At 73.5% G+C, this 24,016-nt stretch carries 23 protein-coding genes; 17 read left to right on the top strand and 6 right to left on the bottom strand.

What is annotated here, in order from left to right:
- From ACZ4W9_RS17750 to ACZ4W9_RS17740, 3 genes are read left to right on the top strand one after another with little or no spacing between them, the layout of a single operon-like run.
- The gene (locus ACZ4W9_RS17750; RefSeq protein WP_467936628.1) at positions 1-768 is read left to right on the top strand and encodes a hypothetical protein; all 768 of its coding nucleotides are present in this window, start codon (positions 1-3) and stop codon (positions 766-768) included.
- Complete coding sequence (locus tag ACZ4W9_RS17745; RefSeq protein WP_467936626.1) at positions 768-2,159, top strand: hypothetical protein; 1,392 nt, start codon at positions 768-770, stop codon at positions 2,157-2,159. The genes ACZ4W9_RS17750 and ACZ4W9_RS17745 overlap by 1 nt, the downstream gene beginning before the upstream one ends.
- Before the next feature lie 18 nt (positions 2,160-2,177).
- The gene (locus ACZ4W9_RS17740; protein WP_467936624.1) at positions 2,178-2,918 is read left to right on the top strand and encodes a class I SAM-dependent methyltransferase; all 741 of its coding nucleotides are present in this window, start codon (positions 2,178-2,180) and stop codon (positions 2,916-2,918) included.
- Positions 2,919-3,203: 285 nt separating this feature from the next.
- Here ACZ4W9_RS17740 and ACZ4W9_RS17735 read toward each other — a convergent pair whose 3' ends face one another.
- The 3 genes from ACZ4W9_RS17735 to ACZ4W9_RS17725 all read right to left on the bottom strand — a co-directional run bounded on the left by ACZ4W9_RS17735 (position 3,204) and on the right by ACZ4W9_RS17725 (position 7,739).
- Entirely contained in the window at positions 3,204-4,217 is a 1,014-nt protein-coding gene (locus tag ACZ4W9_RS17735) for a tetratricopeptide repeat protein (RefSeq protein WP_467936622.1), read from the bottom strand.
- 380 nt (positions 4,218-4,597) lie between these two features.
- A complete protein-coding gene (locus ACZ4W9_RS17730; protein ID WP_467936620.1) occupies positions 4,598-6,070 on the bottom strand; it encodes a glycoside hydrolase in 1,473 nt (490 codons plus the stop codon).
- A gap of 283 nt (positions 6,071-6,353) precedes the next feature.
- On the bottom strand, positions 6,354-7,739 hold the full coding sequence (locus ACZ4W9_RS17725) for an MFS transporter (RefSeq protein ID WP_467936619.1): 1,386 nt from the start codon (positions 7,737-7,739) through the stop codon (positions 6,354-6,356).
- Positions 7,740-7,889: 150 nt separating this feature from the next.
- Between ACZ4W9_RS17725 and ACZ4W9_RS17720 the strand changes: the two genes are divergently transcribed.
- The 4 genes from ACZ4W9_RS17720 (at position 7,890) to ACZ4W9_RS17705 (ending at position 10,701) form a co-directional block, all read left to right on the top strand.
- Positions 7,890-8,438, top strand: a complete 549-nt coding sequence (locus tag ACZ4W9_RS17720; protein ID WP_467936617.1) for a winged helix-turn-helix transcriptional regulator — start codon at positions 7,890-7,892, stop codon at positions 8,436-8,438.
- 32 nt (positions 8,439-8,470) lie between these two features.
- A complete protein-coding gene (locus ACZ4W9_RS17715) occupies positions 8,471-8,800 on the top strand; it encodes a DUF6412 domain-containing protein (protein ID WP_467936615.1) in 330 nt (109 codons plus the stop codon).
- A 196-nt stretch (positions 8,801-8,996) separates the two neighbouring features.
- A complete protein-coding gene (locus ACZ4W9_RS17710; protein ID WP_467936613.1) occupies positions 8,997-9,707 on the top strand; it encodes a YidC/Oxa1 family membrane protein insertase in 711 nt (236 codons plus the stop codon).
- A gap of 136 nt (positions 9,708-9,843) precedes the next feature.
- Positions 9,844-10,701 carry a fumarylacetoacetate hydrolase family protein gene (locus tag ACZ4W9_RS17705; RefSeq protein ID WP_467936611.1) on the top strand — a complete coding sequence of 286 codons (858 nt, stop codon included), beginning with the start codon at positions 9,844-9,846 and terminating at the stop codon, positions 10,699-10,701.
- Positions 10,702-10,798: 97 nt separating this feature from the next.
- On the opposite strand, the gene ACZ4W9_RS17700 is transcribed toward ACZ4W9_RS17705, so the two are convergent.
- The 3 genes from ACZ4W9_RS17700 to ACZ4W9_RS17690 all read right to left on the bottom strand — a co-directional run bounded on the left by ACZ4W9_RS17700 (position 10,799) and on the right by ACZ4W9_RS17690 (position 13,314).
- The gene (locus tag ACZ4W9_RS17700; RefSeq protein WP_467936609.1) at positions 10,799-11,665 is read right to left on the bottom strand and encodes an LLM class F420-dependent oxidoreductase; all 867 of its coding nucleotides are present in this window, start codon (positions 11,663-11,665) and stop codon (positions 10,799-10,801) included.
- A gap of 96 nt (positions 11,666-11,761) precedes the next feature.
- Complete coding sequence (locus ACZ4W9_RS17695) at positions 11,762-12,241, bottom strand: heme-degrading domain-containing protein (protein ID WP_467936607.1); 480 nt, start codon at positions 12,239-12,241, stop codon at positions 11,762-11,764.
- Positions 12,241-13,314, bottom strand: coding sequence for a Gfo/Idh/MocA family protein (locus ACZ4W9_RS17690; protein ID WP_467936605.1), 1,074 nt, complete (start codon positions 13,312-13,314; stop codon positions 12,241-12,243). Before ACZ4W9_RS17690 ends, ACZ4W9_RS17695 begins: the two co-directional genes overlap by 1 nt.
- A gap of 48 nt (positions 13,315-13,362) precedes the next feature.
- Between ACZ4W9_RS17690 and ACZ4W9_RS17685 the strand changes: the two genes are divergently transcribed.
- The 10 genes from ACZ4W9_RS17685 to ACZ4W9_RS17640 all read left to right on the top strand — a co-directional run bounded on the left by ACZ4W9_RS17685 (position 13,363) and on the right by ACZ4W9_RS17640 (position 23,859).
- The gene (locus tag ACZ4W9_RS17685) at positions 13,363-14,505 is read left to right on the top strand and encodes an ROK family transcriptional regulator (protein ID WP_467936603.1); all 1,143 of its coding nucleotides are present in this window, start codon (positions 13,363-13,365) and stop codon (positions 14,503-14,505) included.
- A 264-nt stretch (positions 14,506-14,769) separates the two neighbouring features.
- The gene (locus ACZ4W9_RS17680; RefSeq protein WP_467936601.1) at positions 14,770-15,675 is read left to right on the top strand and encodes a hypothetical protein; all 906 of its coding nucleotides are present in this window, start codon (positions 14,770-14,772) and stop codon (positions 15,673-15,675) included.
- 53 nt (positions 15,676-15,728) lie between these two features.
- Entirely contained in the window at positions 15,729-16,484 is a 756-nt protein-coding gene (locus tag ACZ4W9_RS17675; RefSeq protein ID WP_467936599.1) for a GntR family transcriptional regulator, read from the top strand.
- A 133-nt stretch (positions 16,485-16,617) separates the two neighbouring features.
- Positions 16,618-17,742, top strand: coding sequence for a TIGR03364 family FAD-dependent oxidoreductase (locus ACZ4W9_RS17670; protein WP_467936597.1), 1,125 nt, complete (start codon positions 16,618-16,620; stop codon positions 17,740-17,742).
- Positions 17,743-17,750: 8 nt separating this feature from the next.
- On the top strand, positions 17,751-18,467 hold the full coding sequence (locus ACZ4W9_RS17665; protein WP_467936787.1) for a phosphonatase-like hydrolase: 717 nt from the start codon (positions 17,751-17,753) through the stop codon (positions 18,465-18,467).
- A gap of 1 nt (position 18,468) precedes the next feature.
- Positions 18,469-19,521 carry an ABC transporter ATP-binding protein gene (locus tag ACZ4W9_RS17660; RefSeq protein WP_467936595.1) on the top strand — a complete coding sequence of 351 codons (1,053 nt, stop codon included), beginning with the start codon at positions 18,469-18,471 and terminating at the stop codon, positions 19,519-19,521.
- Positions 19,511-20,359, top strand: coding sequence for a 2-aminoethylphosphonate ABC transporter permease subunit (locus tag ACZ4W9_RS17655; protein WP_467936593.1), 849 nt, complete (start codon positions 19,511-19,513; stop codon positions 20,357-20,359). Before ACZ4W9_RS17660 ends, ACZ4W9_RS17655 begins: the two co-directional genes overlap by 11 nt.
- Positions 20,346-21,143 (top strand): ABC transporter permease, encoded by a 798-nt coding sequence (locus tag ACZ4W9_RS17650; RefSeq protein ID WP_467936591.1) that lies wholly within the window; start codon positions 20,346-20,348, stop codon positions 21,141-21,143. The genes ACZ4W9_RS17655 and ACZ4W9_RS17650 overlap by 14 nt, the downstream gene beginning before the upstream one ends.
- Before the next feature lie 46 nt (positions 21,144-21,189).
- Positions 21,190-22,242, top strand: a complete 1,053-nt coding sequence (locus ACZ4W9_RS17645) for a 2-aminoethylphosphonate ABC transporter substrate-binding protein (protein ID WP_467936589.1) — start codon at positions 21,190-21,192, stop codon at positions 22,240-22,242.
- A gap of 129 nt (positions 22,243-22,371) precedes the next feature.
- Positions 22,372-23,859 carry an alkaline phosphatase family protein gene (locus ACZ4W9_RS17640; protein WP_467936587.1) on the top strand — a complete coding sequence of 496 codons (1,488 nt, stop codon included), beginning with the start codon at positions 22,372-22,374 and terminating at the stop codon, positions 23,857-23,859.
- Positions 23,860-24,016 lie beyond the last annotated feature (157 nt).

The following is a 24,016-nucleotide window of genomic DNA, read 5'->3' as shown; positions in this document are numbered from 1 at the left end:
ATGAGCACCACCCCGCCGGCCGACAGCCTGGTCGAGCTGGCTGCACGTAGGCAGCTTCCGCATCACCAGTTCATGGATCACGCCACTGTGGGATGGATCGAGGCCAACCGGCCGGACTTCCCGGACGCTCCGGTGTACCGGTTGCGGGCCGCCTCTAAGCAACTCCTCTACCGGTCGGCCATCCCCGTTTCCTGGATGGCCGAGCCGGCACTCGTCGACTCACTGCACGGAATGCGCCACGCCATACGGACCGCCGCGCTGGCCGCGCTCCTCGCGGAAGCAACCAGCCTCTCCGAGGAGGACATGACCACGCTGATCGTGGCAGCAGCGGTCCACGACTGCCGCCGTCTGCACGACAAGAACGACCCCGGCCACGGGGCCCGGGCCGCGCTATGGCTCACGGACAACGCCGATGCCGTGTGGGCGCACTTCCATCTGACCGCCACTCCCCGACACATCGTGGCCACGGCGACCGCCGTGCGCCTGCACGACGTGCCATACGCGGCCTTCACTGGAGACGACAGGATGGACCACTCCCGGGCCGAGGCGATCACCGACCTGCTCAAGGCAGCCGACGCCCTCGACCGCTACCGGCAGCCGAAACTGTCCTGGTGGCCGGACGGCGCATTGGTGCGCACCACAGCCTTCGAGGCACTGCGGGCCGTGGCATTCGAACTCGTCGTGGCTTCGGAGACAGCACACCTTGCCGGTCTCGACAACGCGGACTCCGTGTTCAAGGCACTGGAGCAGCGGGGGTTACTCAACTGATGGACGTCCGTGACGGCTACCACCTGTGGGCCGACGCCCACGCCTTCTTCGACTCACCGCTGATCTCCAGTACCCCCGACCACACCAACCCTCTGGGGCGACAGTCCGCCGCGTGGGAGACACGGCTGGCACAGGGCACGCCGAACGGTGCCCTGTTGCGGGGCAATACCCTGTTCGATGCCCTCACCAGCACCGGACCGCTGTACCTGCTGCATGTCACCCACGCACTCGAAGAGATCAGCGAGCAGGGCTTCCTCTACCCCTCCGGGGGTTGCCTGGTCGGCAGCATCTACTGCGCGCCGCTGATCGCGGACGGCAGCGGTTTTCGCATGCACAACCTGGCCGAGTACGTCCTGACCAAGGAAGCACCGGCCTTCGTGGCCAAAGTCGGGCCGTCCGGCCGGACACCGGCCCCGCTGATCTTCGAGATCACCCGCCCGCGGCGCGCCTACCGCGGACTCGCAGGAGTCGACTACCTGCGCCTCGGCTCGATCCACCTGAGCATCTACACACACCTCGAATACCTGCTGTCCACCGCCGAGAGGTACGAGCTCCGCGAGACCGTCGTGAGCCGCGTCAAGAACTCCACTACCTTCCTCGCGCTCGCGGCGGCAATCGTCTACGAGGGTGCCGTCGTCGCTCCGTCCGTGTTCCTGGAGATGTTGGACGAGGTGATCCCCCGCTTGCCGATCCTCGGATACCTGTACTTCGAGGCCTTCGCCGAATACCTGATGCTCCACTCCACCAGCGAACGCACTCAGAGGCTGGCGGCCCGAGGGGAATTCAACAACTGGCTCTACAAAGATATGCTATTCGCCACCCTCGGCATGGCCGGCAAGTTCGACTTGGCGAAGTTCCGGCCGCCTCCGGATCGCTTCGAGCAATTCCTGAAGCGAGTCGACGCCTCGGTGGATGCCATGGATGCCCGAGCGTATCTCCGCGACCGGATCAGCTACCTCGTTGCAGCCCGACTGTTCACAGCCCGCCAGGTGCCGGATGCCTGGCACCACACTCGCTGGGAGTTCGACGGCCTCGCCGCCCACCTGGGACCGCTCCTCGGACACCTGATCCACCGAGAGTTGCGGACCTTCGGGCGCTATCCGGATTTCTATTTCTACTTCGACCAGCACAAGGCGCTTCAGGCGTGGAACTACTGGAACCACATGGACATCTTCGCGCCCTTCAACGGCACGATGCCCAAGGGCGAGGTCGGTATCAATCCGGCCTATCCCGACCTCGAGTACTGCGTCTGGCGGGCCGAGCAGGACGACACCGGCCGCGTCCACCCCGTTGAGCAACTGAACCTGACCATCGCACCGCGTCTCGTGGACATCAAATACACGCTCATGCGCAACAACAAGTGGCCGCTACCCGAGCCCTCAGTCGGCTGACTTTCACAGGGAGCCCGTATGACTGCGCACGTCTCCGCCCCCTCGCTCGATGTCCTGGCCCAGCAGATCGCGGCCCTCCTCGCAGAGCCCTCGACCGCCCATGGTCTCGCCCGCACGTTGCGGGCCGTGGCCAAGGAGATCGATATCAGCCGGTACCACCGCACCAGCAGCCGGGCGTGGCCGAACGCACGCATCGATGCAGCCCCGGAAAGAGTCCAGATCGGAGGTGGCGCCCACCGGATCGACGGCTTCTACAACATCGACGCCGTGCCGCCCGCCGATCTGCTCTGGGACGTGCGCGAGGGCATCCCGCTACAGGACAGCACCGTCCGATTCATGTTCTCGGAGCACTTCCTGGAGCACATCGACTACCCGAAGTCCGCCAAGCAGTACGCCCGAGAGGCACACCGTGTGCTCGCCCCGGGCGGCCGGCTCGTCACCGGTGTCCCCGACGCTGCGTTCGTACTCCGTCACTACCCGGACAATCCGACCCTCTCCGAGGAGATGGTCGAGCGGTGGTACGCCAAACGTGACTGCCTCGGTGACCTCAACACCTTCCTGGACCTGATCAACTACGTCTTCCGCGACCAGGACGACGACCCCGCATACACGCCTCACCTCTGGGCGTACGACTTGGAGAAGCTGACGCAGATGTTCACCGAGGCAGGCTTTGAAACCGTTGGGCCGTGGGCGTTCGACGCCGCCATTGGAAACCCCAAGCGGCAGTGGGGGAGCGTCTACGTCATCGCTACGAAGTAACCGCCTGGCGCACATGGTCAGCCGCCCCGATAAGTGGCCGTGGGGCCACCCCTTTCCTAGACATTGTCGTGCTTCCGCGGCCCGCCTAAATGGTGCCTCCGCATGTTCCCGCGTCGGCTGACACCGATGGGCCCCCTGGTCGGCCTTGACCTACCCTGACCCGGACCGCACCGGCACTGGACAGAAGCGTGCAGGCGCCGGAAGCGGACCACAGACCGGAGTCGCACAGAGGGTTGTCAGTGGGGTGGGAGCACGCCGGGCCAAGGCGACGCGATCACATGGGCTTCAAGCTCCGTGGCAGATGTCGTAGCTCTCAGCAGAGCCGCACCAGCACCCCGCACCCTTCCCCGGAGGCCAGGCCACCGCCCGCCCCCGGGCCGCCAGGGTCGTCGCGTACTGGGGGAGCAGGGTGGGGTCGGTCGGGGACGTGGCTTCCGAGGCGGCGAAGGCTTCGTAGGACGGGACCGTGCCCGTCACGATGCCGAGGTTGGCCGTGCCGGAGGAGGCGAGTTCCCGGAGGGAGGACTCTATGGTCCTCAGGTGTTCGGTGTGGGACGGGTACTCCGTGGACAGGGTCGGGTACGTCGTGAGGAGTTCCTCCAGTTCCGGGGCCGGCCAGTGCAGGACCGCCACCGGGAACGGGCGGGACAGGGCCTGGCGGTAGGCGCCCAGTTCCGCGCGCAGGCGGGAGATCTCCGCCGCCAGCTCCGCCGGGTTGTCCGAGCCCAGCGACCACACCCGTTTCGGGTCGTGGAGTTCGTCCAGGGACACCGGGGCCGTGTGCAGGGTGTCCGCCAGCTCGTCCCAGTCGTCGTGCGGCAGGCCCAGCATGCGGCGGACGCGGTGGCGGCCGTAGAGGAGGGGGTGGGTGGAGGGGAGGGGCTCCTGCGCCGGGCCGGGGACCAGCAGGCGGACTCCCTCCGTGAACGTCTCCGCCGCCGCCTCCAGCTCGTCGTGCGACTCCAGGGCCTCCGCCGCGATCACCCACGGCGCCGGGTCCCGGGGGGCCGCCGTGCGGATGCCCTCGATGATCGCCCTCGCCTCGGCCTCGTGGCCGTACTCCCACAGGTTCGACGCCTTCAGGGCGCGTACCAGGGCAGGGCGGGCCAGGTCCGCGGCGGAGGACAGCAGGCGGTCGTAGAGCGTGGTGGCCGCGGGGCGGTCGCCGGACAGCTCCAGGTGGGCCGCCGCCCGCAGGAGGAGGGTTTCGGCGTCCTCCGGGTACAGGCCGGCGGTCCGCTCCAGGCGTGCCGCTTCGGCGGTGTGGTCGACAATCTCGGCAGGCGTGTCGGGGCGCATGGGGGACACCGTACTGCCGGGGCGGGACAAAAGTGAGGCGCGGAGGGTCCCGGGGAGGGGGGCCACCCCGTCCGTGCGGCCATCCGGCGCCTGCCTGGATCCCTTCGGTGCGGACGGCTTCGGGCGGAGCCGGCGTGCGGAAGACGGGCGCGCTCGGCGGGCGCCCGGTCGGCCGAGGTGCGGATCCACGGCGGGCCCGCCCGTGCCCCCGGCCGACGCCTGGGTGACGGTCACCGGGACCCGGCACCCCGGCGGGATGCCGGGCACCGCGTCCGCGTTGGTCGCGCCGGACGCCCGTACGGTCACGACGGTGCCCCGGCCCGCGAACGGCTACCGGGACGCCCTGCCCCCGGGAGGGGCCGTCACACGGTGAGGGGCCGTCACGCGGTGACGCCGTCGATCTGGAGCGTCTGCACCGACTTCGCCGCGAACGGGACGGCCACCGTCTTGCCGTTCAGGCGGATGTCCGTGTGGGGCGTGTAGCGCTCGCCGCCCGTCGTGACCGTGTTCCAGCGGGGGACCAGGCCGCCGGAGCCGCCGGTGACGGCGGAGAAGCGGGACAGGTCGAAGGTCAGGGTCTGGGCGGCGGCGGAGGTGTTCGCGGCGACGATCACCAGGCGTTTCGCCGGGCGGTCCAGGGCGGCGGCGGCATGGCTCACCCCGGTGTCCAGGATCGTCATGCCGGGGCGGATGTGCCGGGTGAACTGGGCCAGGACGTAGTACTTCGTCTGCACCGCGCCCGGCTGCCGCGTGTCCGGGTCGTAGGCGATCGCCGCCCAGCCCGCGCTCGGGTCCATCACCTGCCAGTACACCCAGGCCGTGGGGTGCAGCCAGCGGAAGTCGTACAGGAGGTTGCCCGCCGTGGTCAGGCCGGTGGCGTCGCTGTCGCCGGTCTCCGAGTTCCACAGCGCCTTGCGGGCCGTGGTCACCACGTCCGTGTACAGCAGGTCCCGGCGGCCACCGGAGCCCTGGTAGCCGTGCACGTTGACCCGGTCGACGTACCCCTTGGCCGTGGCGGAGAAGGAGTTCCAGGTGGTGCGGGCCAGGTCGTAGCTCGTCTCGTCGGACGCGGCGATCCGGGTGCCGGTCAGGCCGCGCTTGTCCAACTCGTCGCGCAGATACGGCAGTACGGCCGCCTGGGTGGCCGCGTCGATGTGGCAGCCCTCCTGGGTGCCGGTCGCGGTCCACCAGGACGAGGAGGGCTCGTTGAAGGGCTCCACCGTCGCGAAGGTCACGCCCCAGTGCTGCCGGGCGTACAGGGCGACGGCGGCGAGGTGGGCGGCGTGCCGGCGGTGGTTCCAGGACTGGAGGTTGTCGCCGCCGTCGGCCGCGCCGGACGGGTTGTGGTTGGAACACATCCACCACATCGGCGAGTTGGCGAACAGTTCCGAGACCGCGCCGCGCTGGGCCGCCTTGACGAGCATGGCCCGCTGGGCGGCGTCCGCCGTCCACTTCCAGGCCGCGGAGGCGGGGTCCTCGTTCGTCCAGTCCTGCCAGTAGCCCTCGATCTGCTTGAAGGACGGGATGTTCGGGGAGACGGCCATCGACGCGCCGCCCACGCTGTTCCAGCCGCACGCGCCCAGGTTGTAGCGGGCGATGTTCAGCCCGAGGCCGGGCAGCGAGGTGCCGTTGTACGTCGTGTTCCGGGTGGTGAAGAAGATGTCGGCGAAGTCGTCCCGCGTGCCGAAGACGTTCGCCCACCAGGCCAGGGAGGTGCCCCAGCCCTCCCACGTGCCATACGAGGCCGACGGGTCGACCGGGATCGTCGCGTCCGCCCGGGCCGTGCCCGTGGCGAGCGTGCTGCCGAGCAGGCCGCCGCCCGCGGCGGCCAGCAGTGTTCTGCGTCGGATCATGGGTGCGTTCGCTGCCTCTCCATGCGACTGCGGCACCGCGCTCCCGCGAGCGGTGCCGGCTCGTCCCCCTCGGCATGCCAACAGGAAGCATCGGGGCTGCCGGACGGCGTTGTCGAGGGTTGTGACGGCCCTTTCTCAAACCCGTTGAGAAAGCCGCGGGTACGGCGAGCCGGTCCGCTGCCTCACCCCGGCCGCCCGCACACCCGGGTCCGCCTCTCGCCATCGGCTGGTGGTCCGGGCGCACCCGGTGTGCGCGCGGCCCGGGTGCGCCCCCTCGGCGGTGTCACGCGGTCTCGCGCAGCACCAGCACGCCCGCCGCGCCCGCCACCGCCAGCCCCGCCGACACCAGCAGGGCGATGTCCGCGCCCCGGGCCAGGTCCCCGGCCGAGGTGACGAGGGCGATGGTGAGGGCCACGCCCGCGCAGGAGCCGATGTAGCGGAAGGTCTGCTGGGCGCCGGAGCCCATCGCGGCCCGCTCGCGCGGCACCGACTCCACGGCGAGCAGCGGCAGCGCCCCGTTGAGCAGCCCGCTGCCGACCCCGCCGACGATCAGGCCGGGCAGCAGCCGGGGCCAGGAACCGGCGCCCACGGCACCGAGCATCGTCAGTACGGCGACCGCGTGCAGGGTGAAGCCCAGGGCGAGCTGGGTGCGCGGGGCGAGCCGGCCCGACAGGTGCCGGACCTGGAGGGCGACGGTGAAGCTCAGCCCGGCCCAGAGCAGGAACATCCAGGCCGTGGCCAGGGGCGAGAGGCCCAGCGCCCGCTGGAGCAGCGCCGGCAGATAACTGAACAGGCCGATCACGGCGAGGCCGGTGAACAGGCCGCCCGCGGAGGAGGCCAGGAAGCGGGGCCGGCGCAGCAGCCCGAGGTCGATCATCGGGGTGGCGGCCCGGCGCTCCACCGCGACGAAGGCGGCGACGAGCAGCACGGCCGCCGCGAGCAGCAGGCCGACCGGGGCGCGCAGCCAGCCGTCCCGGCCCAGGGTGAGGGCCGCGACCAGGGCGGCGAGCGCCACGCCGAAGGTGAGGGCGCCGAGCACGTCCGGCCGGCCGCCGCGCGGGGCGCGGGACTCGGCCAGGGCCCGGGTGCCGAGCGCGGCCACGACGAGGGCGGCGGCGCCCAGCAGGCCGTAGGCGAGCCGCCAGCCCGGCAGGGCGCCCGCGAGCAGCGGGCCGAGGGCTATGCCGCCGCTGACGAAGGCGCCCCACACCCCGGTGGCGTGCAGCCGGCCGCGCGGGCTCGGGAAGGCGTGCACGATCAGGCCGAGCGCGCTGGCCAGCAGGGCCGCGCTGGCCGCGCCCTGGGCGATGCGGGCGAGGGTGAACTGCCAGGTCGACGTGGCGAGCGCGCCGAGGGCGCTGGTCAGGCCGAGGCCCAGGGTGCCGGCGAGGAAGATCCGGCGGCGGCCGTGGTCGTCGGCGAGGCTGCCGGCCACCAGCAGCAGGGCGGCGAGGCCGAGCGGGGTGCCGTTGAGCAGCCAGGCCTGGGCGGTGAGCGGGGTGTCCAGGTCGTGCGCGGTGTCCGGCAGCGTGACCATCGGCGCCGTGTACGCCATGAGGGCCACGGCGGTCGCGGCGCTGGTCAGGGCGAGGGTGGCACGGGGGCGGGCGGGGGCGTCACCGGGGGCGGTGCCGGGGACGGCGGTGGTGGCGGAATCGGGCCGGGGCATGGCCTGTCGTGTCCTTCCGGGGCCCCGCGGTCCGTCCGATCCGGTCCGGTGGGGCCCATGCGCCTAGGTTCGGTCAATGAATCAACCTGGTCGCCGTCACCGTAGCACTGCCGGTTCGATCACTGAACCGATTCGCTGTGCGCGGTTACAGTGGACGGCATGGCACTGGGCAAGGACTACGCGACGCAGGAGTGCTCGATCGCCCGTGCGCTGGAGATCGTCGGTGAGCGCTGGACGCTGCTCGTCGTGCGCGACGCGATCTACGGCGTCCGGCGCTACAACGACTTCCTCGTCCACCTCGGCATCCCGCGCGCCGTCCTCTCGGACCGGCTGCGGACCCTCACCGAGCAGGGCATCCTCGAGAAGCGCCGGTACCAGGAGAACCCGCCGCGCGACGAGTACGTCGTCACCGAGCGCGGTACCGCCCTGTGGCCCGCGCTGCGCGCCCTGAGCCAGTGGGGGCGCGAGCACGCCGACGCCGGCCGGCTCAGGTCCTTCCGGCACGCGGACTGCGGCGGTGACATCGGGCCGTACGGGACGTGCGCCGACTGCGGAACCGCCGTGCCGGTCGCCGACGTCGTCATGGTGCCGGGGCCCGAGCTGGACACCGCCCCGCGCGACCCGGTCAGCAGGGCGCTGGCGCGGCCGAAGCGGCTGCTGGAGCCCCTGGAGACCGAACCGGCGCCCGTGGCACACTGACGGCAGTACGCAGGAGAGAGGGGGGAGTCGTGATGCGCGGCCGTGCCGTCGTCGTCCCGCGTCCCCTCGCCTTCCTGCTGTTCGTGGCGCAGCTGCTGCTGCTCCAGACCGCCCTCCCCGGCAGCGGCGCCCTCACCACCGCCGTCGCCCTCGCCGCGACCGCCACCGCCGCCGCGGCACTCGCCGTCCACGCCCTGCCGGCCGCGCGGCGCGTGCCCGCCGTGCCCCCGACCCGGGTGCGCACGGCGATCCGCGACCGGGCCCGCCGTACGGCCTTCCTGCCCCAGCGCGACCCCGACGCACCCGGCAGGCGGCGGCCCAGGGCCCCCGGACACGCCGGCCCGGCGACGACCGCCGCGTAGGGCACCTCCGCGCATCCGCACACGCGAGATCCGCACGTCCGCATGCCCGTACGTCCGCATGCCCCGACGTCCGCATGCCCGTAGGCCCGCGCGTCCGCCGACGCGTGCCCCCGCGCGGCTCGTTTCGCCGATTCCCGCCGAATCACCCCGATTCCCGGCCGTTTCCGGCACGACGAGACCCCCGGAGGGCTCATCCATGTCCGTCTTCGCCCGTCTGGTCGAGCACCTCGCCGACCTGCTGACCCCGCTCTTCCACGCCTCCGCGACAGCCGCCGCGATCGTCCTGTTCACCGCGCTGGTACGACTCCTCGTCCACCCGCTGTCCCGGGCCGCCGCCCGCGGCCGGCGCGCCCGTGCCGCGCTCCAGCCGAGGATCGACGCGCTGCGCGCCCGGCACGCCCGCGACCCCGAGCGGCTCCAGCGGGCGGTGCGGGAACTGCACGCGCGGGAGAAGGTCTCCCCGCTCTCCGGCTGCCTGCCCGGACTGCTCCAGCTGCCCGCCTTCTTCCTCCTCTTCCACCTCTTCTCCAGCGGCACGATCGGCGGCGAGGCCAACTCCCTGCTCGGCCATCGGCTGTTCGCGGCACCGCTCGGCGGCCGCTGGGCCGACGCGCTCGCCGACGGCGGGGTGTTCGGCCCGGCCGGAGGCGTCTACCTCGGCCTGTTCGCCCTCGTCGCGGCCGTCGCCACCGTCAACTACCGGCGCGCCCGCCGCATGACGGCCGGACAGCCGGCCCCCGCGGCCGGCGGCGAGCAGGTGCCCGGACTCGCCGCGGTCACCCGGGTGACCCCGTTCCTGTCCTTCTTCACCCTCGTCACGGTGGCGGTCGTCCCGCTGGCCGCCGCGCTGTACGTCGTCACCAGCACGGCGTGGAGCGCGGCGGAGCAGTCCCTGCTGTACCGCTGAGCGGTACCGGGCGTCCCGGTTACGGTCCAGTACCTGAACAGGGTCTTGCGGAGTGGACGGGGGAATTGGAGGATCGGCCAGTCCTCCGATGGCTGCACCCGTCGGCGGGCGCCCGCTATCGAGGGAGATGGTGACCGTGAAGCTGCTGCGAGTCGGTACGGCCGGGGCCGAGCGCCCCGCACTGCTCGACGCCGAGGGGACCCTCCGGGACCTGTCGGGCCTCGTGGACGACATCGACGGCGCGCTCCTCGCCGACGAGGACGCGCTCGGCCGGATCCGGGCGGCGGCCGAGTCCGGCGGGCTGCCCGCGCTGGATCCCGCCGGGCTGCGGATCGGTCCCCCGCTCGGCCGGATCGGGAAGGTCGTGTGCATCGGCCTCAACTACCACGACCACGCCCGCGAGACGGGTGCCGCGCCGCCCTCCGAGCCGGTCGTCTTCCTCAAGGCGCCGGACACGGTGATCGGGCCGGACGACACGGTGCTGGTGCCGCGCGGCTCGGTGAAGACCGACTGGGAGGTCGAACTCGCGGTCGTCATCGGCCGTACGGCCCGCTACCTGGACTCGGCCGAGGAGGGGCTCGCACACGTCGCCGGGTACGCGGTGGCGCACGACGTCTCCGAGCGGGAGTTCCAGATCGAGCGGGGCGGGACCTGGGACAAGGGCAAGAACTGCGAGACGTTCAACCCGCTGGGCCCGTGGCTGGTGACGGCCGACGAGATCGCCGACCCGCAGGACCTGTCGCTGCGGCTGTGGGTGAACGGCGAGCTGAAGCAGGACGGCACGACGGCCGAGCAGATCTTCCCCGTGGGCGAGGTCGTGCGCTACCTCAGCCGGTTCATGACCCTGTACCCCGGCGACGTCGTCAACACCGGCACGCCGGCCGGGGTGGCGATGGGAGCGCCCGAGCCGAAGCCGTACCTGCGCGCCGGGGACGTGGTGGAGCTGGAGATCGCCGGGCTCGGCCGGCAGCGGCAGGAGCTGAAGGACGCGTAGCCGCTCCGCCGGGAGCGCCGGGAACCACGACGGCGTCCGTCCCCCGCGCGGGGTCCGGGCCGGTCGCGCGGTTCCCCGCGCCCGCGGGCCGGGCCGGCTACCCCAGCAGCGAGGCCAGCCGGCGCCACTCCTCCCTCGGGAGGACGTCGCCGGTGTCCGCCGTCACCACCTGGAGGGCCACGTGGTCGGCGCCCGCCTTGTGGAAGGCGGTCACGCGCTCGCGGATCCGGTCCTCCTCGCCCCAGGCGAAGACCGCGTCGACGAGCCGGTCGCTGCCGCCCTCGGCGACGTCCGCCTCCGTGAAGCCCAGCCGCAGGAAGTTGTTCGTGTAGTTGGGCAGGCGCAGGTAGTTGGCGAGGTAGGCGCGGGCCGTCTCGCGGGCACGGGCCGGGTCGGACTCCAGGACCACCTTCAGCTCCGGGGCCAGCAGCGGCCGCGCGCCCAGGATCTCCCGGGCCCGCGCGGTGTGTTCGGGCGTGGTCAGGTACGGGATCGCGCCGGCCGCGCGGTCGCGGGACAGCTCCAGCATCCGGGGGCCCAGCGCGGCCAGCACCCGGCGTCCCGCGGGCACGCCCGCCCGGTCCAGCTCGTCCAGGTACTCGACCATCGCCCCGTACGGGCGGCGGTAGTCCTTCACCAGCGGGCCGTGGCTCACCCCGAGGCCCAGCGCGAACCGGCCGGGGTGGGCCGCCTCCAGCTCGGCGAAGCCGGCCGCGGTGGTGGCGGCGTCCCGCTGCCAGATGTTCAGGATGCTGGTGCCCACGACGATGCCCCGGGTGGCGCCGACGAGCGGGGCCACTTGGTCCTCGGAGCTGTTGCCGCCCAGCCAGACCGCGCCGTACCCGAGTTCCTCCAGCTCGGCCGCGGCCTCGTCCAGCTCGCCGCGCCGGGCCGGGTCCTCGGCGCGCAACTCGACGCTCCAGACGCCGTACCGGCCGACGCTCTCCTTCAGTGCGGTGGTCATCGGATGCGATCCCTCCGGTGGTGGACTGTGGCCATGATCGTGGGGCCTTCGTCCGTGCCAACCGGAGGGCGCCCCGGGTTGATTCCCGCCGTTCCCTCAGGCGGCCGAACGGCCGAGGAACCGCTCCAGCGCCTCCACCACCAGCCGGTGGTCCTCCAGCTGGGGCAGACCGGAGACGGTCACCGCGCCGATCACGCCGGCGCCCTCCACCGTCAGCGGGAAGGAGCCGCCGTGCGCCGCGTAGGCGTCCGGGTCGAGGCGGGAGGACTCCTCGAAGGTCGTGCCCTTGGCGCGGAAGCGGGCGCCGACCAGGTAGGACGGGGCGCCGTAGCGCTCCACCACCCGGCGCTTGCGGGCGATCCAGGCGTCGTTGTCCGGGGCGGAGCCCGGCAGGGCGGCGTGGAAGAGCTGCTGGCCGGCGCGGTGGATGTCGACGGCGACCGGCGCCCGGCGCTCGCGGGCCATGTCGACCAGGAGGCAGCCGAGGGCCCAGGCGTCCTCGTGGGTGAACCGCTTCAGGACCAGGCGCCGCTGCTGCGCCTCCAGCTCCTCGACGGTCGGCGGGTTCTCGGGCATCAGAGGGTCACCGTCACCTTCTCGCGGGCGGACCGGCGGGCCGCCTCCAGCACGTCGAGCGCGGCGGCCGCCTCCAGGGCGGTCACCGGGTTGGGGCCGGCGCCGCGCAGGGCGGCGGCGACGGCCGCGTAGTAGGCCGGGTAGTCGCCCGGCAGGGTCGGTACGGGGGTGCCGCCGCCGGTCAGCGGGGACTCCCCGGAGCCGATCCGGCCCCACAGCGACTCGTCCTCGGCGCCCCAGCCGTCGGTGGTGCCGGGCCGGCCGCCCTCGCGCAGCGCCGCCTCCTGCGGGTCCAGGCCGTACTTCACGTAGCCCGCGCGCGAGCCCAGCACCCGGAAGCGGGGGCCGAGCTGGGCGGTCGTCGCGGAGACGTGGAGGTGGGAGCGGACGCCGCTCGCGTGGGTGAGCGCGATGAACGTGTCGTCGTCGGTCTCGGCGCCGGGGCGGCGGATGTCCGTCTCGGCGTAGACCTCGGTGGCCGGGCCGAAGAGGACCAGGGCCTGGTCGACGACGTGGCTGCCGAGGTCGTAGAGCAGACCTCCGATCTCTGCCGGGTCGCCGGACTCGCGCCAGCCGCCCTTGGGCCGCGGACGCCAGCGCTCGAAGCGGGACTCGAAGCGCCAGGCGTCGCCGAGCGCGCCGTCCGCCAGCAGCCCGCGCAGGGTCAGGAAGTCGTTGTCCCAGCGGCGGTTCTGGAAGACCGACAGCAGCAGACCGCGCTCGTCGGCGCGGGCGGCCAGCGCGCGGGCCTCGGCCGCGGTGCCGGCGACCGGCTTGTCCACGACCACCGGCAGACCGGCGTCGAGGGCGGCGGTGGCCAGCGGCACGTGCGTCTTGTTCGGGGAGGCGATCACCACGAGGTCCAGCTCGTCCGCCCGTGCGAACAGCTCGTCGGCGGTGGCGGCGAGCGTGACGTCCGGGAACTCGGCGCGGGCCTGCTGCTGCCGCTCCGGGTGGGAGGTGACCACGGTGTCCAGGGCGAGGCCCTCGGTCGCGGCGATCAGCGGGGCGTGGAAGACCGAGCCGGCGAGGCCGTAGCCGATCAGGCCGACGCGGAGGGGGGTAGCAGTCATGCCTCCCACTTTGGCAACGCTGTTGCGAAAGTGCAAGCGGTGAGGAGAATGGGGGACGTGAAGAGCAGTGGTGGGCCGGTGGGGGCCAATCTGGGCGTGGTGCGCAGCCACAACACGGCGCTGGTGCTGGGGCTGCTGCGGGACGCCGGGGCCGAGGGCGTCAGCCGGCTGGAGCTGGCCGAGCGCACCGGGCTGACCCCGCAGGCCGTCAGCAAGATCACCGCGCGGCTGCGGGCGGAGGGGTTCGCGGCGGAGGCCGGGCGGCGGGTGTCGACCGGGGGCAAGCCGCGCACGGTACTGCGGCTGGTGCCGGAGGCGGGGCACGCCGTCGGGGTGCACCTGGACCGCGACGAGCTGCGCGCGGTGCTCGTCGACCTGGACGGGGCCGTGGTGGCGGAGCGGCGCGGGGAACTGGACCTCGGGGCGGGGGCCGGGGCGGTGCTCGGCGCGGTGTGCGCGGCGGTCCGCGCGGTGGCCGGGGAACGGCTCGGCGAGGACCCCGGCGCCGGCGGGGCCGGATCGCCGGTCGGGGTGGGGGTGGCGCTGCCCGGTCCGCTGGACCATGCGCGCGGGGTGCTGCACCGGGTCACCGGGTTCCCCGGGTGGGACGGCTTCCCGCTGCGGGACGCGCTCGCGGAGCGGCTGCGGATGCCGGTGGCGGTGGACAAGGACACCAACGCGGCGGCGCTCGGACTGGCGGTCGGGGGCGCGCAGGAGGTGGTGGGCCGCTCGTTCGCGTACCTGCACCTCGGTACGGGGCTCGGGGCCGGGCTGGTGATCGACGGCAGCGTGCACCGCGGGGCGCGGACCGGGGCGGGGGAGTTCGGCCACCAGGTGATCCGGCTGGACGGGCCGCGGTGCGAGTGCGGGAACCGCGGCTGCGTGGAGGCGCTGTGCCTCGGCGCGGCGGCGCGCGGGGAGATCGCGGAGGCGGCCCGCATCCTCGGTGTGGCGGCCGGAAACCTGGTCGGCCTGCTGGACATCGACGGCGTCCTGCTCGGGGGGCGTACGGTCGCCGGGTCGCCGGAGGTCTACGTACGGGGCGTCACCGAGGTGCTGACGGCCCGCGCCCGGCGCCAGGGAGCGGCCGGCACCACACCGGTGGCGCTCGCCCCGAGGGGCGAGCGCCTGGTGGCCGAGGGGGCGGCCCAACTGCTCCTGGCGCCGCTGTTCGGGCGCGGGGACGCCTGAGGCGGCGGTGCGCGGAGCGTCCGGAAGAGGCGCGGGAAGCCGCTGGACCGGCCACGGCGGGGCCGCGGGCGGGCCGGGCGGGGTGGCTGTTCTCGTCGACGGCACGGTGACTTTCCAAGGGCGCGGGGAACCGCGCGACCGGCCACGGCGGGGCCGCGGGTGTCCACGGCCGGCGGCCCCCTGTCCGCTGGTAGAGGGGACTTGCGCCGCGCCCCGGCATGGCGGTGCCGTCCGCCCCGCCCCGCCCGGCAGGGTCATGTGTTCATGCGACTGTGCACGCCCCTGTCCCTCGCCCTCACCGCAGCAGCAGCAGCAGCCGCCACCGCCGTCACCCCCGCCGCCGTCCCCCTGCCGGCGCTCGCCGCCCAAGCCCAAGCCCATGCCCGGGCCCACGCCCCCGCCGCCCCCTCCTGCGCCGGCACCGACCCGGGGGCCTTCCCGCTGGCCGCCCGGATCCGGGGCGGCCCGGCGTCGTACGAGGCCGGCGGCGAACCCGGCACCTGGTACCTCGACCTCACCAACACCACCGACCGGACCTGCACCGGCGTCCACCCGGTCGTGGTCCTCGTGGACGCGAAGCGTGCGCTGCGCCCGGACCAGCCCCGCCTGGACTTCTACGACGGCCCCCGCGCCCGCCCGGTCACCTTCGAGGCCACCGACGCCCAGGAACTGGTCGGCGTGCTGGACGGCCCCGGCTTCGCCGGGTTCACCGTGCCGCCCGGCCGGACCGTGAGCGTGCGGATCCGGTTCTCGCTGGCCGCCGACGCCGTGGCCGACGAGGTCACCGCCAACGCCGCCGTCGTGCAGCGGCGGGGCGAGGACGGTGACTGGGTCGGGGAGTCCGGCGCCTACCGCTTTGACGTCGCCGGGGACGCCGGGGACGCCGGGGACGCCGAGGACACGGAACACCCGGAGGAGGGGCGGGAGGAGGTCCGGGAGGCCCATGCCTCGCCCCCGACCGGGACCCCGCACCACACCCACGACACCGTCCACCCCGTGGCCGTTCCCACCGCCACCGGCACCCCCCACCCCCAAGACCGGCCCGCGCCCGGACGGTTGACCCGTGTCGCGGCCGAACTCACCCATCTCCCGCTCCCGGCCCTCGTCCCCCTGTTCATCCTGCTGGCCGCCCTCACCGGCGCCCTCCTCCTGTTCCGCGACCGCCGCTGACCCGGCCGCCGCCCCCTCCGCGGCCGCCGGTCCCCGTCTGCGACGATCCCTCCGTGGACTACCCCAACGACCAGGCCCCCGGCGCCCCCGTCCGCTCCGGCATCCCCGAGCACGGGCGCATCCCCAAGTACTACGCGGTGAAGGCGCGGATCGCCGCGCTGCTGGAGGAGCTGGGGGAGGGCGGCGTCATCCCCACCGAGCGGGATCTCGCCGAGCGGTACGACGTGGCCCGCGAGACCGTGCGGCAGGCCGTGCGGGACCTGGTGCTGGAGGGGCGGCTGCGGCGCCGGGGCCGGGGCACGGTGGTCGCCGGACCCAAGCTGGCCCAGCCGCTGTCCCTCGCCAGCTACACCGAGGGCGTACGCCGGCAGGGGCGCACGCCCGGCCGTGCCCTCGTCACCCTCGACCGGTTCCCGTGCCCGGACCCGCTCGCCGCCGAGACCGGGCTCACCCGCGGCGAACCCGTCTGGCACCTGGAGCGCGTGCTGCTCGCCGACGACGAGCGGGTCGGCCTGGAGAGCACGTACGTCGCCGTCGCCCGGGTGCCCCGGCTGGACGCCGACTTCGATCCGGACTCCTCCTTCTACGGCTATCTCGCCGCCCAGGGCATCTGCTTCGGCGACGCGGACGAGCGGATCGAGACCGTCCTCGCCACCCCCCGCGAGGCCCTGCTCATCGGCACCCCGCCCGCCCTGCCCATGCTGCTGATCCACCGGATCTCGCGGGACACCGGGGGCCGCCCGCTGGAGCGGGTGCGGTCGCTGTACCGGGGCGACCGCTTCTCCTTCACCACCCGCCTGCGGGGCTGAGGGACACCGGTCGCCGCACACCCCCCGCACATCACGAAAAGATAACAGGTCTAGCCCAAACGTGATGGCTCGTTCACGCTCTCGTTGTCAGCCGGATGTCTCCGGTTCCCGCGTCCCGAGGAGCGTTACCGCCGTGAGAGTCACAGTCGTAGGAGCCGGCGTGGTGGGCACCATGCACGCCTGGCACGCAGTGCGGCGCGGCCACCAGGTCGTCCAGATCGAGCGCGAGGCCGAGGCGCGCGGCGCCTCGCTGCGCAACTTCGGGCAGATCTGGGTCAGCGGGCGCGCCGGGGGAGAAGAGCTGGAAACCGCCCTGCGGGCGCGGGAGCTGTGGGAGGGGATCGGCGGCCGGGTGCCGGCGCTGGGCTTCCGCCCCAACGGCTCCCTCACCCCGGTCCGGGGCCCGCTCGAACTGGCCGTCGCCGAGGCCGCCGCGGCCCGCGCCGACGCCGCCGCCCGCGGCTACAAGCTGCTCACCCCGGGCGAGGCCCGCGCCCTGAACCCCGCCCTGCGCGGCGACTTCACCGCCGCCCTGTACTGCGAGCGGGACGCGGCCGTGGAGCCGCGCACCGCCCAGCTCGCCCTGCGCGCGGAGCTGCTGAGGTCGCCCCGCTACACCTTCCTGCCCGGCCGGGAGGTGCGCGAGGTGACCGGCGCCGGCACCGTCCGCGACGACCACGGGGACACCCACCACGCGGACGCCGTCGTGCTGTGCACCGGCGCCTGGCTCGGCGGACTCGTCCGCGAACTGGCCGGCCCGGACCTCCCCGTGCGCCGCGTCCGCCTCCAGATGATGCAGACCGACCCGCTCGGCGAGCCGCTGACCACCTCCGTCGCCGACGCCGACAGCTTCCGCTACTACCCGGCCTACGCCTCCGGGGCGCTGGACGAGCTGAACGCCCGCCAGCCGCAGCCGCGGACCGCCGCCGCGCACAAGATGCAGCTGCTGATGGTGCAGCGCGCCGACGGCGGCCTGACCATCGGCGACACCCACGAGTACGAGCACCCCTTCGCCTTCGACACCGTAGAGGAGCCCTACGAGCACCTCACCGGCGTCGTGGAATCCCTCCTCGGCCGGCCGCTGCCGCGCGTGCGGCACCGCTGGGCGGGCGTGTACGCGCAGTGCACCGACCCCGGCAGGGTCGTCCACCGCCAGCAGGTGCACGAGGGCGTGTGGCTGGTCACCGGGCCCGGCGGGCGCGGCATGACCTGCGCCCCCGCGATAGCCGAGACCACCGCGAACGAACTGGGCTGGTGAGCACCCCCATGACCCCCGTCACCCCGGACACCCCGGGCATCCCCGACATCCGACTCGTCGTCCTCGACATGGCCGGCACCACCGTCGCCGACGGCGGCCTGGTGGAGCGCGCCTTCGCCGCCGCCGCCGCCGAACTGGGCGTCGAACCCGGCTCCGCCGAGCACGCCGAGCACCTGGCCTACGTCCGCGCCACCATGGGCGAGTCCAAGATCTCCGTCTTCCGTCACCTCTTCGGCGACGAGGACCGCGCCCGGCGCGCCAACACCGCCTTCGAGAAGGCGTACGGCGGCCTGGTCGACCAGGGCCTGATCGCCCCCGTCCCCGGAGCCCGCGAGGCCATCGGGGAACTGGCCGAGAGCGGCCGTACCGTCGTCCTCACCACCGGCTTCGCCCGGGTCACCCAGGACGCCGTCCTGGACGCCCTCGGCTGGCGCGGCCTGGTGCCGCTCACCCTGTGCCCGGCCGACGCCGGCGGGCGCGGGCGGCCGTACCCGGACATGGTGCTGGAGGCGTTCGTCCGCACCAAGGCGGCCGAGGACGTCCGGCAGGTCGCGGTGGCCGGCGACACGTCGTACGACGTGCTCAGCGGCGTACGCGCCGGGGCCGGGCTGGTCGCCGGCGTGCGCACCGGCGCCCACGGCGACGCCGAGTTCACCGCCGCCGGCGCCACCCATGTCCTCGACTCCGTCGCCGGCCTGCCCGGCCTGCTCGCCGGAGACCGCTGACATGGGCATCCGCTTCGACTCCGTCACGGTCGCCTACGACGGCAACGTCGTCCTCGACTCCCTCGACCTGACCGTCGAGCCGGGAGAGGTCATGGCGCTCCTCGGGCCGTCCGGATCCGGCAAGACCACCGCGCTGCGGGCGGTCGCCGGGTTCGTGCGGCCCGTGTCCGGGCGGGTGTACCTCGGCGGCGAGGACGTGACGGACCTCCCGCCGTACCGGCGCGGCATCGGCATGGTCGTCCAGAGCTACGCCCTCTTCCCGCACCTGCGCGTCGACGAGAACGTGGCCTTCGGACTCAAGGCCCGCAGAACCCCCAGGGACGAGATCCGGCAGCGGGTCGCCGAGGCGCTGGAACTGACCGGCATGGCCGGCTACGCCCGCCGCCACCCGCGCGAGCTGTCCGGCGGGCAGCAGCAGCGCGTCGCGATCGCCCGCGCGCTCGCCATCCGGCCGCGCGTGCTGCTCCTGGACGAGCCGCTGTCCGCGCTGGACGCCCGGCTGCGCTCCGGCATGCTCGCCGAACTCGCCCGGCTGCACCGCGAACTGCCCGACGTGTCGATGCTGTACGTCACCCACGACCAGGTCGAGGCGCTGACCCTCGCCGACCGGATCGCGGTGATGGACTCGGCCCGGCTGCGGGCGTGCGGCACGCCGAGGGAGCTGTACCGGGCGCCCGCGGACGCGTTCACGGCCTCCTTCGTGGGCGGCGCGAACCTGGTCCCGGTGACCGTGACCGACCGGGGCGTGTCCTTCGCGGGCACGGAGCTGAGGCTCGACACGGCGGGGGCCGCCGCGGGCGCCCGCGCCACCCTGTGTGTACGGCCGCACCTGGTCGGGCTGGGCGAGGGACCCAACCGGCTCCCGGGCACCGTACGGGAGATCCAGTGGCGCGGCGCCACGCACCGGCTGTACGTCGAGGTCGACGGGCACACCATGATGGCCGACGTGCGCGAGCTGAAGGAGCCGCCCGCCCTCGGCGACCCGGTGGCCCTGCACTTCGCACCCGACGACGGCGTGCTGCTGCCCGCGGGGGTGGCCGGCGATGACCACTGACCGCGCGCCGCGGGCCCTGCCCGCCCCCTCCGCCCGGCGCGGCGAGGGCCGGCGGCGGTGGGCACCCCACCTGTGGGCGCTCCCCCCGGTCGCCCTGCTCGCCCTCTTCTTCCTCTACCCCCTCGCCCTCGTCGTCCGCCAGTCGCTGCGTCCCGACACCGGTGGCACCTCCCTTCAGCCGTACGCCGACGTCTTCGCCTCCGAGGCGTTCCGGCACGCGCTGTGGACCACCGTGTGGCTGGCGCTGGCCTCCACCGCCGGCTGTCTGGTCCTCGGGTTCCTGCTGGCGCTGGTCATCGCGTTCGTGCCGTTCCCCGGGGCGAAGGCGGTGGCCCGGTTCATCGACGTGTACCTGTCCTTCCCGTCCTTCCTCATCACACTCGCGCTGCTGTTCCTCTACGGCAGCACGGGCGTCGTCGGCTCCTTTCAGTTCCTCACCACGCCCTGGGGCGTGCTGCTGGCGGAGGTCACCTACTTCACGCCGTTCGTGATGCGCCCGCTGCTCGCCGCGTTCGCGCAGCTCGACACCGCCCAGCTGGAGGCGGCCGGTTCGCTGGGCGCGCGGACGCCCCGCATCGTCCGGCAGGTGATCCTGCCCGAGGCGCTGCCCGCGCTCGCCGCCGGCGGCAGCCTCGTCCTGGTGCTGTGCCTCAACGAGTTCGGGATCGTGCTGTTCACCGGCGCGAAGGGGGTCACCACCCTGCCGATGCTCGTCTACGGCAAGGCGATCCTGGAGTCCGACTACCCGGGCGCCTGCGCGGTCGCCGTCGTCAACGTCCTGGTCTCCGTGGGCCTGTACGGCCTGTACCGGGTGGTGAGCCGTCGTGCTGGTGCATAGCCGCAAGGCCAGGTGGGCCGTGTGGGCGGTGTTCCTGGTGCTGTTCCTGCCGCTGTTCGCGCTGCCCCTGCTCGTCATCCTGGGCGCCTCCTTCGCCACCCACTGGTCCGGCGCCCTGCCCTCCGGCCCCACCCTGGACCACTACCGCTCCGCCACCCGCGGCGAGGCCCTCCAGGCGCTCACCACCAGCCTGGTCACGGCCGTCGCCGCCAGCCTGCTCGCGCTGACCGCCGGCACCTGGGCCGCGCTGGCCGGGGCCGCCCTGAAGAAGCGCCACCGCCGGGTGCTGGACGCCCTGTTCGTGCTGCCGGTCGCCGTGCCGTCGGTGGTGGTGGGCCTCGCGGTGCTGGTGGCGTTCTCCCAGCCGCCGCTGCTGTTCAACGGCACCCGGTGGATCGTGATCACCGCCCACACCGTGCTGGTCACCGCCTTCGCCCACCAGTCGGTGTCGGCCGCCCTCACCCGCCTGGACCCGGCCTACGAACAGGCCGCCGCCTCCCTCGGCGCCCGGCCCGCCTCCATCCTGTTCCGGGTGCGGCTGCCGCTGCTGCTGCCCTCGCTGACCGCCGCCGCCGGACTGTGCTTCGCGCTGTCCATGGGCGAGCTGAGCGCCACGATGATGCTCTACCCGCCGGACTGGACCCCGCTGCCCGTGCTGGTCTACGCGGCCACCGACCGGGGCGCCCTGTTCACCGGGTCCGCCGTCGCCGTGGTCCTGATGGCCGCGACCCTGCTCGTCCTGTTCGCCGTCTCCCGGGTCCGCACCCGGGCGTCGTACCGCTGAACCCCCCGAACCGTCCCCGCACCTCACGCCAGGAGTCCGCCTCGCCATGCCCGGATACCGCCTCCCGCTCGCCGTAGCCCTCGCCCTCCTCGCCGCGCCCGCGCTGTCCGCCTGCGGCACCTCCGCCGCCTCCGACGCCGGGGTCGTCACCGTCTACAGCGCCGACGGCCTCAAGGGGGAGAACGGCGACGGCTGGTACGACCGGGTCTTCGAGGACTTCGAGAAGCAGACCGGCATCAAGGTGAAGTACGTCGAGGGCGGCTCCGGCGAGATGGTGCAGCGCGCCGTCCGCGAGCGGCGCAACCCGCAGGCCGACGTGCTGGTCACCCTCCCGCCGTTCATCCAGCAGGCCGCCGGCAAGGGCCTGCTGCAGAAGTACGAGCCGGCCGGCTCCGACCAGGTCGGCGGCGCCGGCAAGGCCGCCGACGGTACCTGGACCTCGGTCGTCGACAACTACTTCGGGTTCGTCTACAACAAGAAGGAGCTGAAGCGGCCCCCGAAGACCTGGGAGGAACTGCTCGGCTCCCGCTACAAGAACAAGCTCCAGTACTCCACCCCCGGCGTCGCCGGCGACGGAACGGCCGTACTGATCAAGGCGATGCACGACTTCGGCGGCAAGGAGCGGGCCCTCGCCTACCTGAAGAGGCTCCAGGCCAACAACGTCGGCCCGTCCGCCTCCACCGGCAAGCTCGCCCCCAAGGTGGACAAGGGCGAACTCCTCGTCGCCAACGGCGATGTGCAGATGAACCACGCCCAGGCCAAGACCATGCCGAACCTCGGCATCTGGTTCCCGGCCGGCACCGACGGCAAGCCCACCACCTTCGCCCTGCCCTACGCGGCCGGCCTGGTCACCAAGGCCCCGCACGGCGCCAACGGCAAGAAGCTGCTGGACTTCATGCTCGCCCGGAAGCAGCAGCAGGAGGTCAGCTCGGTCGGCGGCGGCTTCGCCGCCCGCGGCGACGTCGAGGCCACCGACGCCAACGCCGTCGAACTGGCCCGGCTGATGGACGGCGTCGAGGTCTTCGAACCCGACTGGGACGACATCGACAAGAACCTCAGCGCCTACGTCGAGGACTGGAAGTCCGCGACCGGCAGCTGATCCCTCCGGCGCGCGGCCGTGGACGGCCCCGCACCGCGAGAACCGCACCGCCCCTGGCACCACCGGGGGCGGTGGCACGACCGCTCCCTTCCCGCCCCGCACGTCCCCCCTCTCCTCCGGAGGTCCTCCGTGCCCCGTCTCTCCCGCCGCTCCTTCCTCGTCTCCGCCGCCGTGGCCGCGTCCGCCGGGCCGCTCGCGACCGTCGCCCGGGCCGCGACCCGCACCCCGAAGGTGCTGGTCATCGGCCTGGACGGCGCGCTGCTCAGCCGGATCAAGGACGCCGCCGCGCCGAACCTGAAGGCTCTGATGGCAGCCGGGCTGACCGCGCCCAGCAGCATCTACGCCAACCCGCTCGCCCCGACGCTCTCCGGCCCCGGCTGGTCCACGATCATCACCGGGGTCTGGCCCGACAAGCACAACGTCAAGGACAACGCCTTCACCGGCGCCCGGTTCACCCAGTACCCGGACTTCCTCACCCGCGTCGAGACCGCGCGGCCCGCCCTGTCCACATACGCCGTCGCCTCTTGGACGCCGCTCACCGACACGGTGTTCTCGGCGAAGGTCGACACCCGCGTCTCCACCCCGAGCGCCGAGTACGACACCGGCACCACCTCCCGCGCGGCCGCCCGGCTCCGGGACGGAAACCCGGACGCGGTCTTCGTCCACCTCGACAACATCGACCACGCCGGCCACACCTACGGCGCCGCCTCCCAGCAGTACCTGGACGCCGTCAAGGGCGCCGACGCGCAGGTCGGTCAGATCGTGGCCGCGGTCGAGGCCCGGCCGTCGTACGCCGCCGAGGACTGGCTGATCATGGTCACCGCCGACCACGGCCACACCGATGCCGGCGGCCACGGCGGCTCCTCCCTCCAGGAGCGGCAGACGTTCCTCATCGCCACCGGGCCGGCGCTCGCGCCCGGATCGGTGCGCCACGACGTGAAGATGCCGGACGTCGCCGCCTCCGCCCTCGCCCACCTCGGCATCCCCCTCGACCCCGCCTGGCAACTGGACGGCCGCCCCGTCCAGCAGCCCGTCCCGGACGACTTCGACGCCCTGCGCGGCTCGCTGGCGACCCGCGTGGACGAGACCGGCGTCCCGGCGGCCACCGTGGGCTTCACCCACACCCCGCCGCCCGGCTGGTCCGTCGACAACTCCGCGATGGGCGGCGGCGGGGTCACCGAGTGGCGCGGCTGGTCCTTCACGACCGACGAGTTCTGGACCCAGGCCCAGCGCGACCAGAGCCGCGAGGGCAACCTCCGCGCCCGGAACGTCTTCGCGGTGGCCGACGGCGACGAGTGGACCGACAAGGCTTTCACCGGCACCTTCGACTCCACCCTGGTCAGCCCCGCCTACCCGGTCACCGGCGGCGGCACGGCCGTGCTGACGTACACCACCTACTACCGGCACGAGTCCCCGCAGAAGGGCGAGGTCCTCGTCTCCTACGGCGGCGGCACCCCGGTGAGCGTGCGGACGTACACCGCCGACGTCCCCTCGCGCACCGAGACGGTCACCCTCCAGGTCCCGGCGGGCGCCACCACCGCCCGGGTCCGCTTCCGTTACACCGGCGGCAACAACTGGTACTGGGTGATCGACGGGGTCCGGATCGACCGGTCCTGACACAGGCCCTGTCGTCAAACTCCCGCCTGCCTCGCGACGCCATGCACGCACTCTCGCCGCACCGGGCCCAGACCCAAGTACGTCCAGTACGAGGGTCAGGGCCCGGCACTCCCCCAGCCTTCGGCCGGGGGCACCCCCAGAGCACGCACCTGACGCC

The sequence above is a fragment of the Streptomyces sp. NPDC029296 genome (assembly GCF_055569255.1).
Note: the sequence above shows the minus strand (reverse complement) of the source record. Positions and strands in the feature narration are given on the sequence as shown.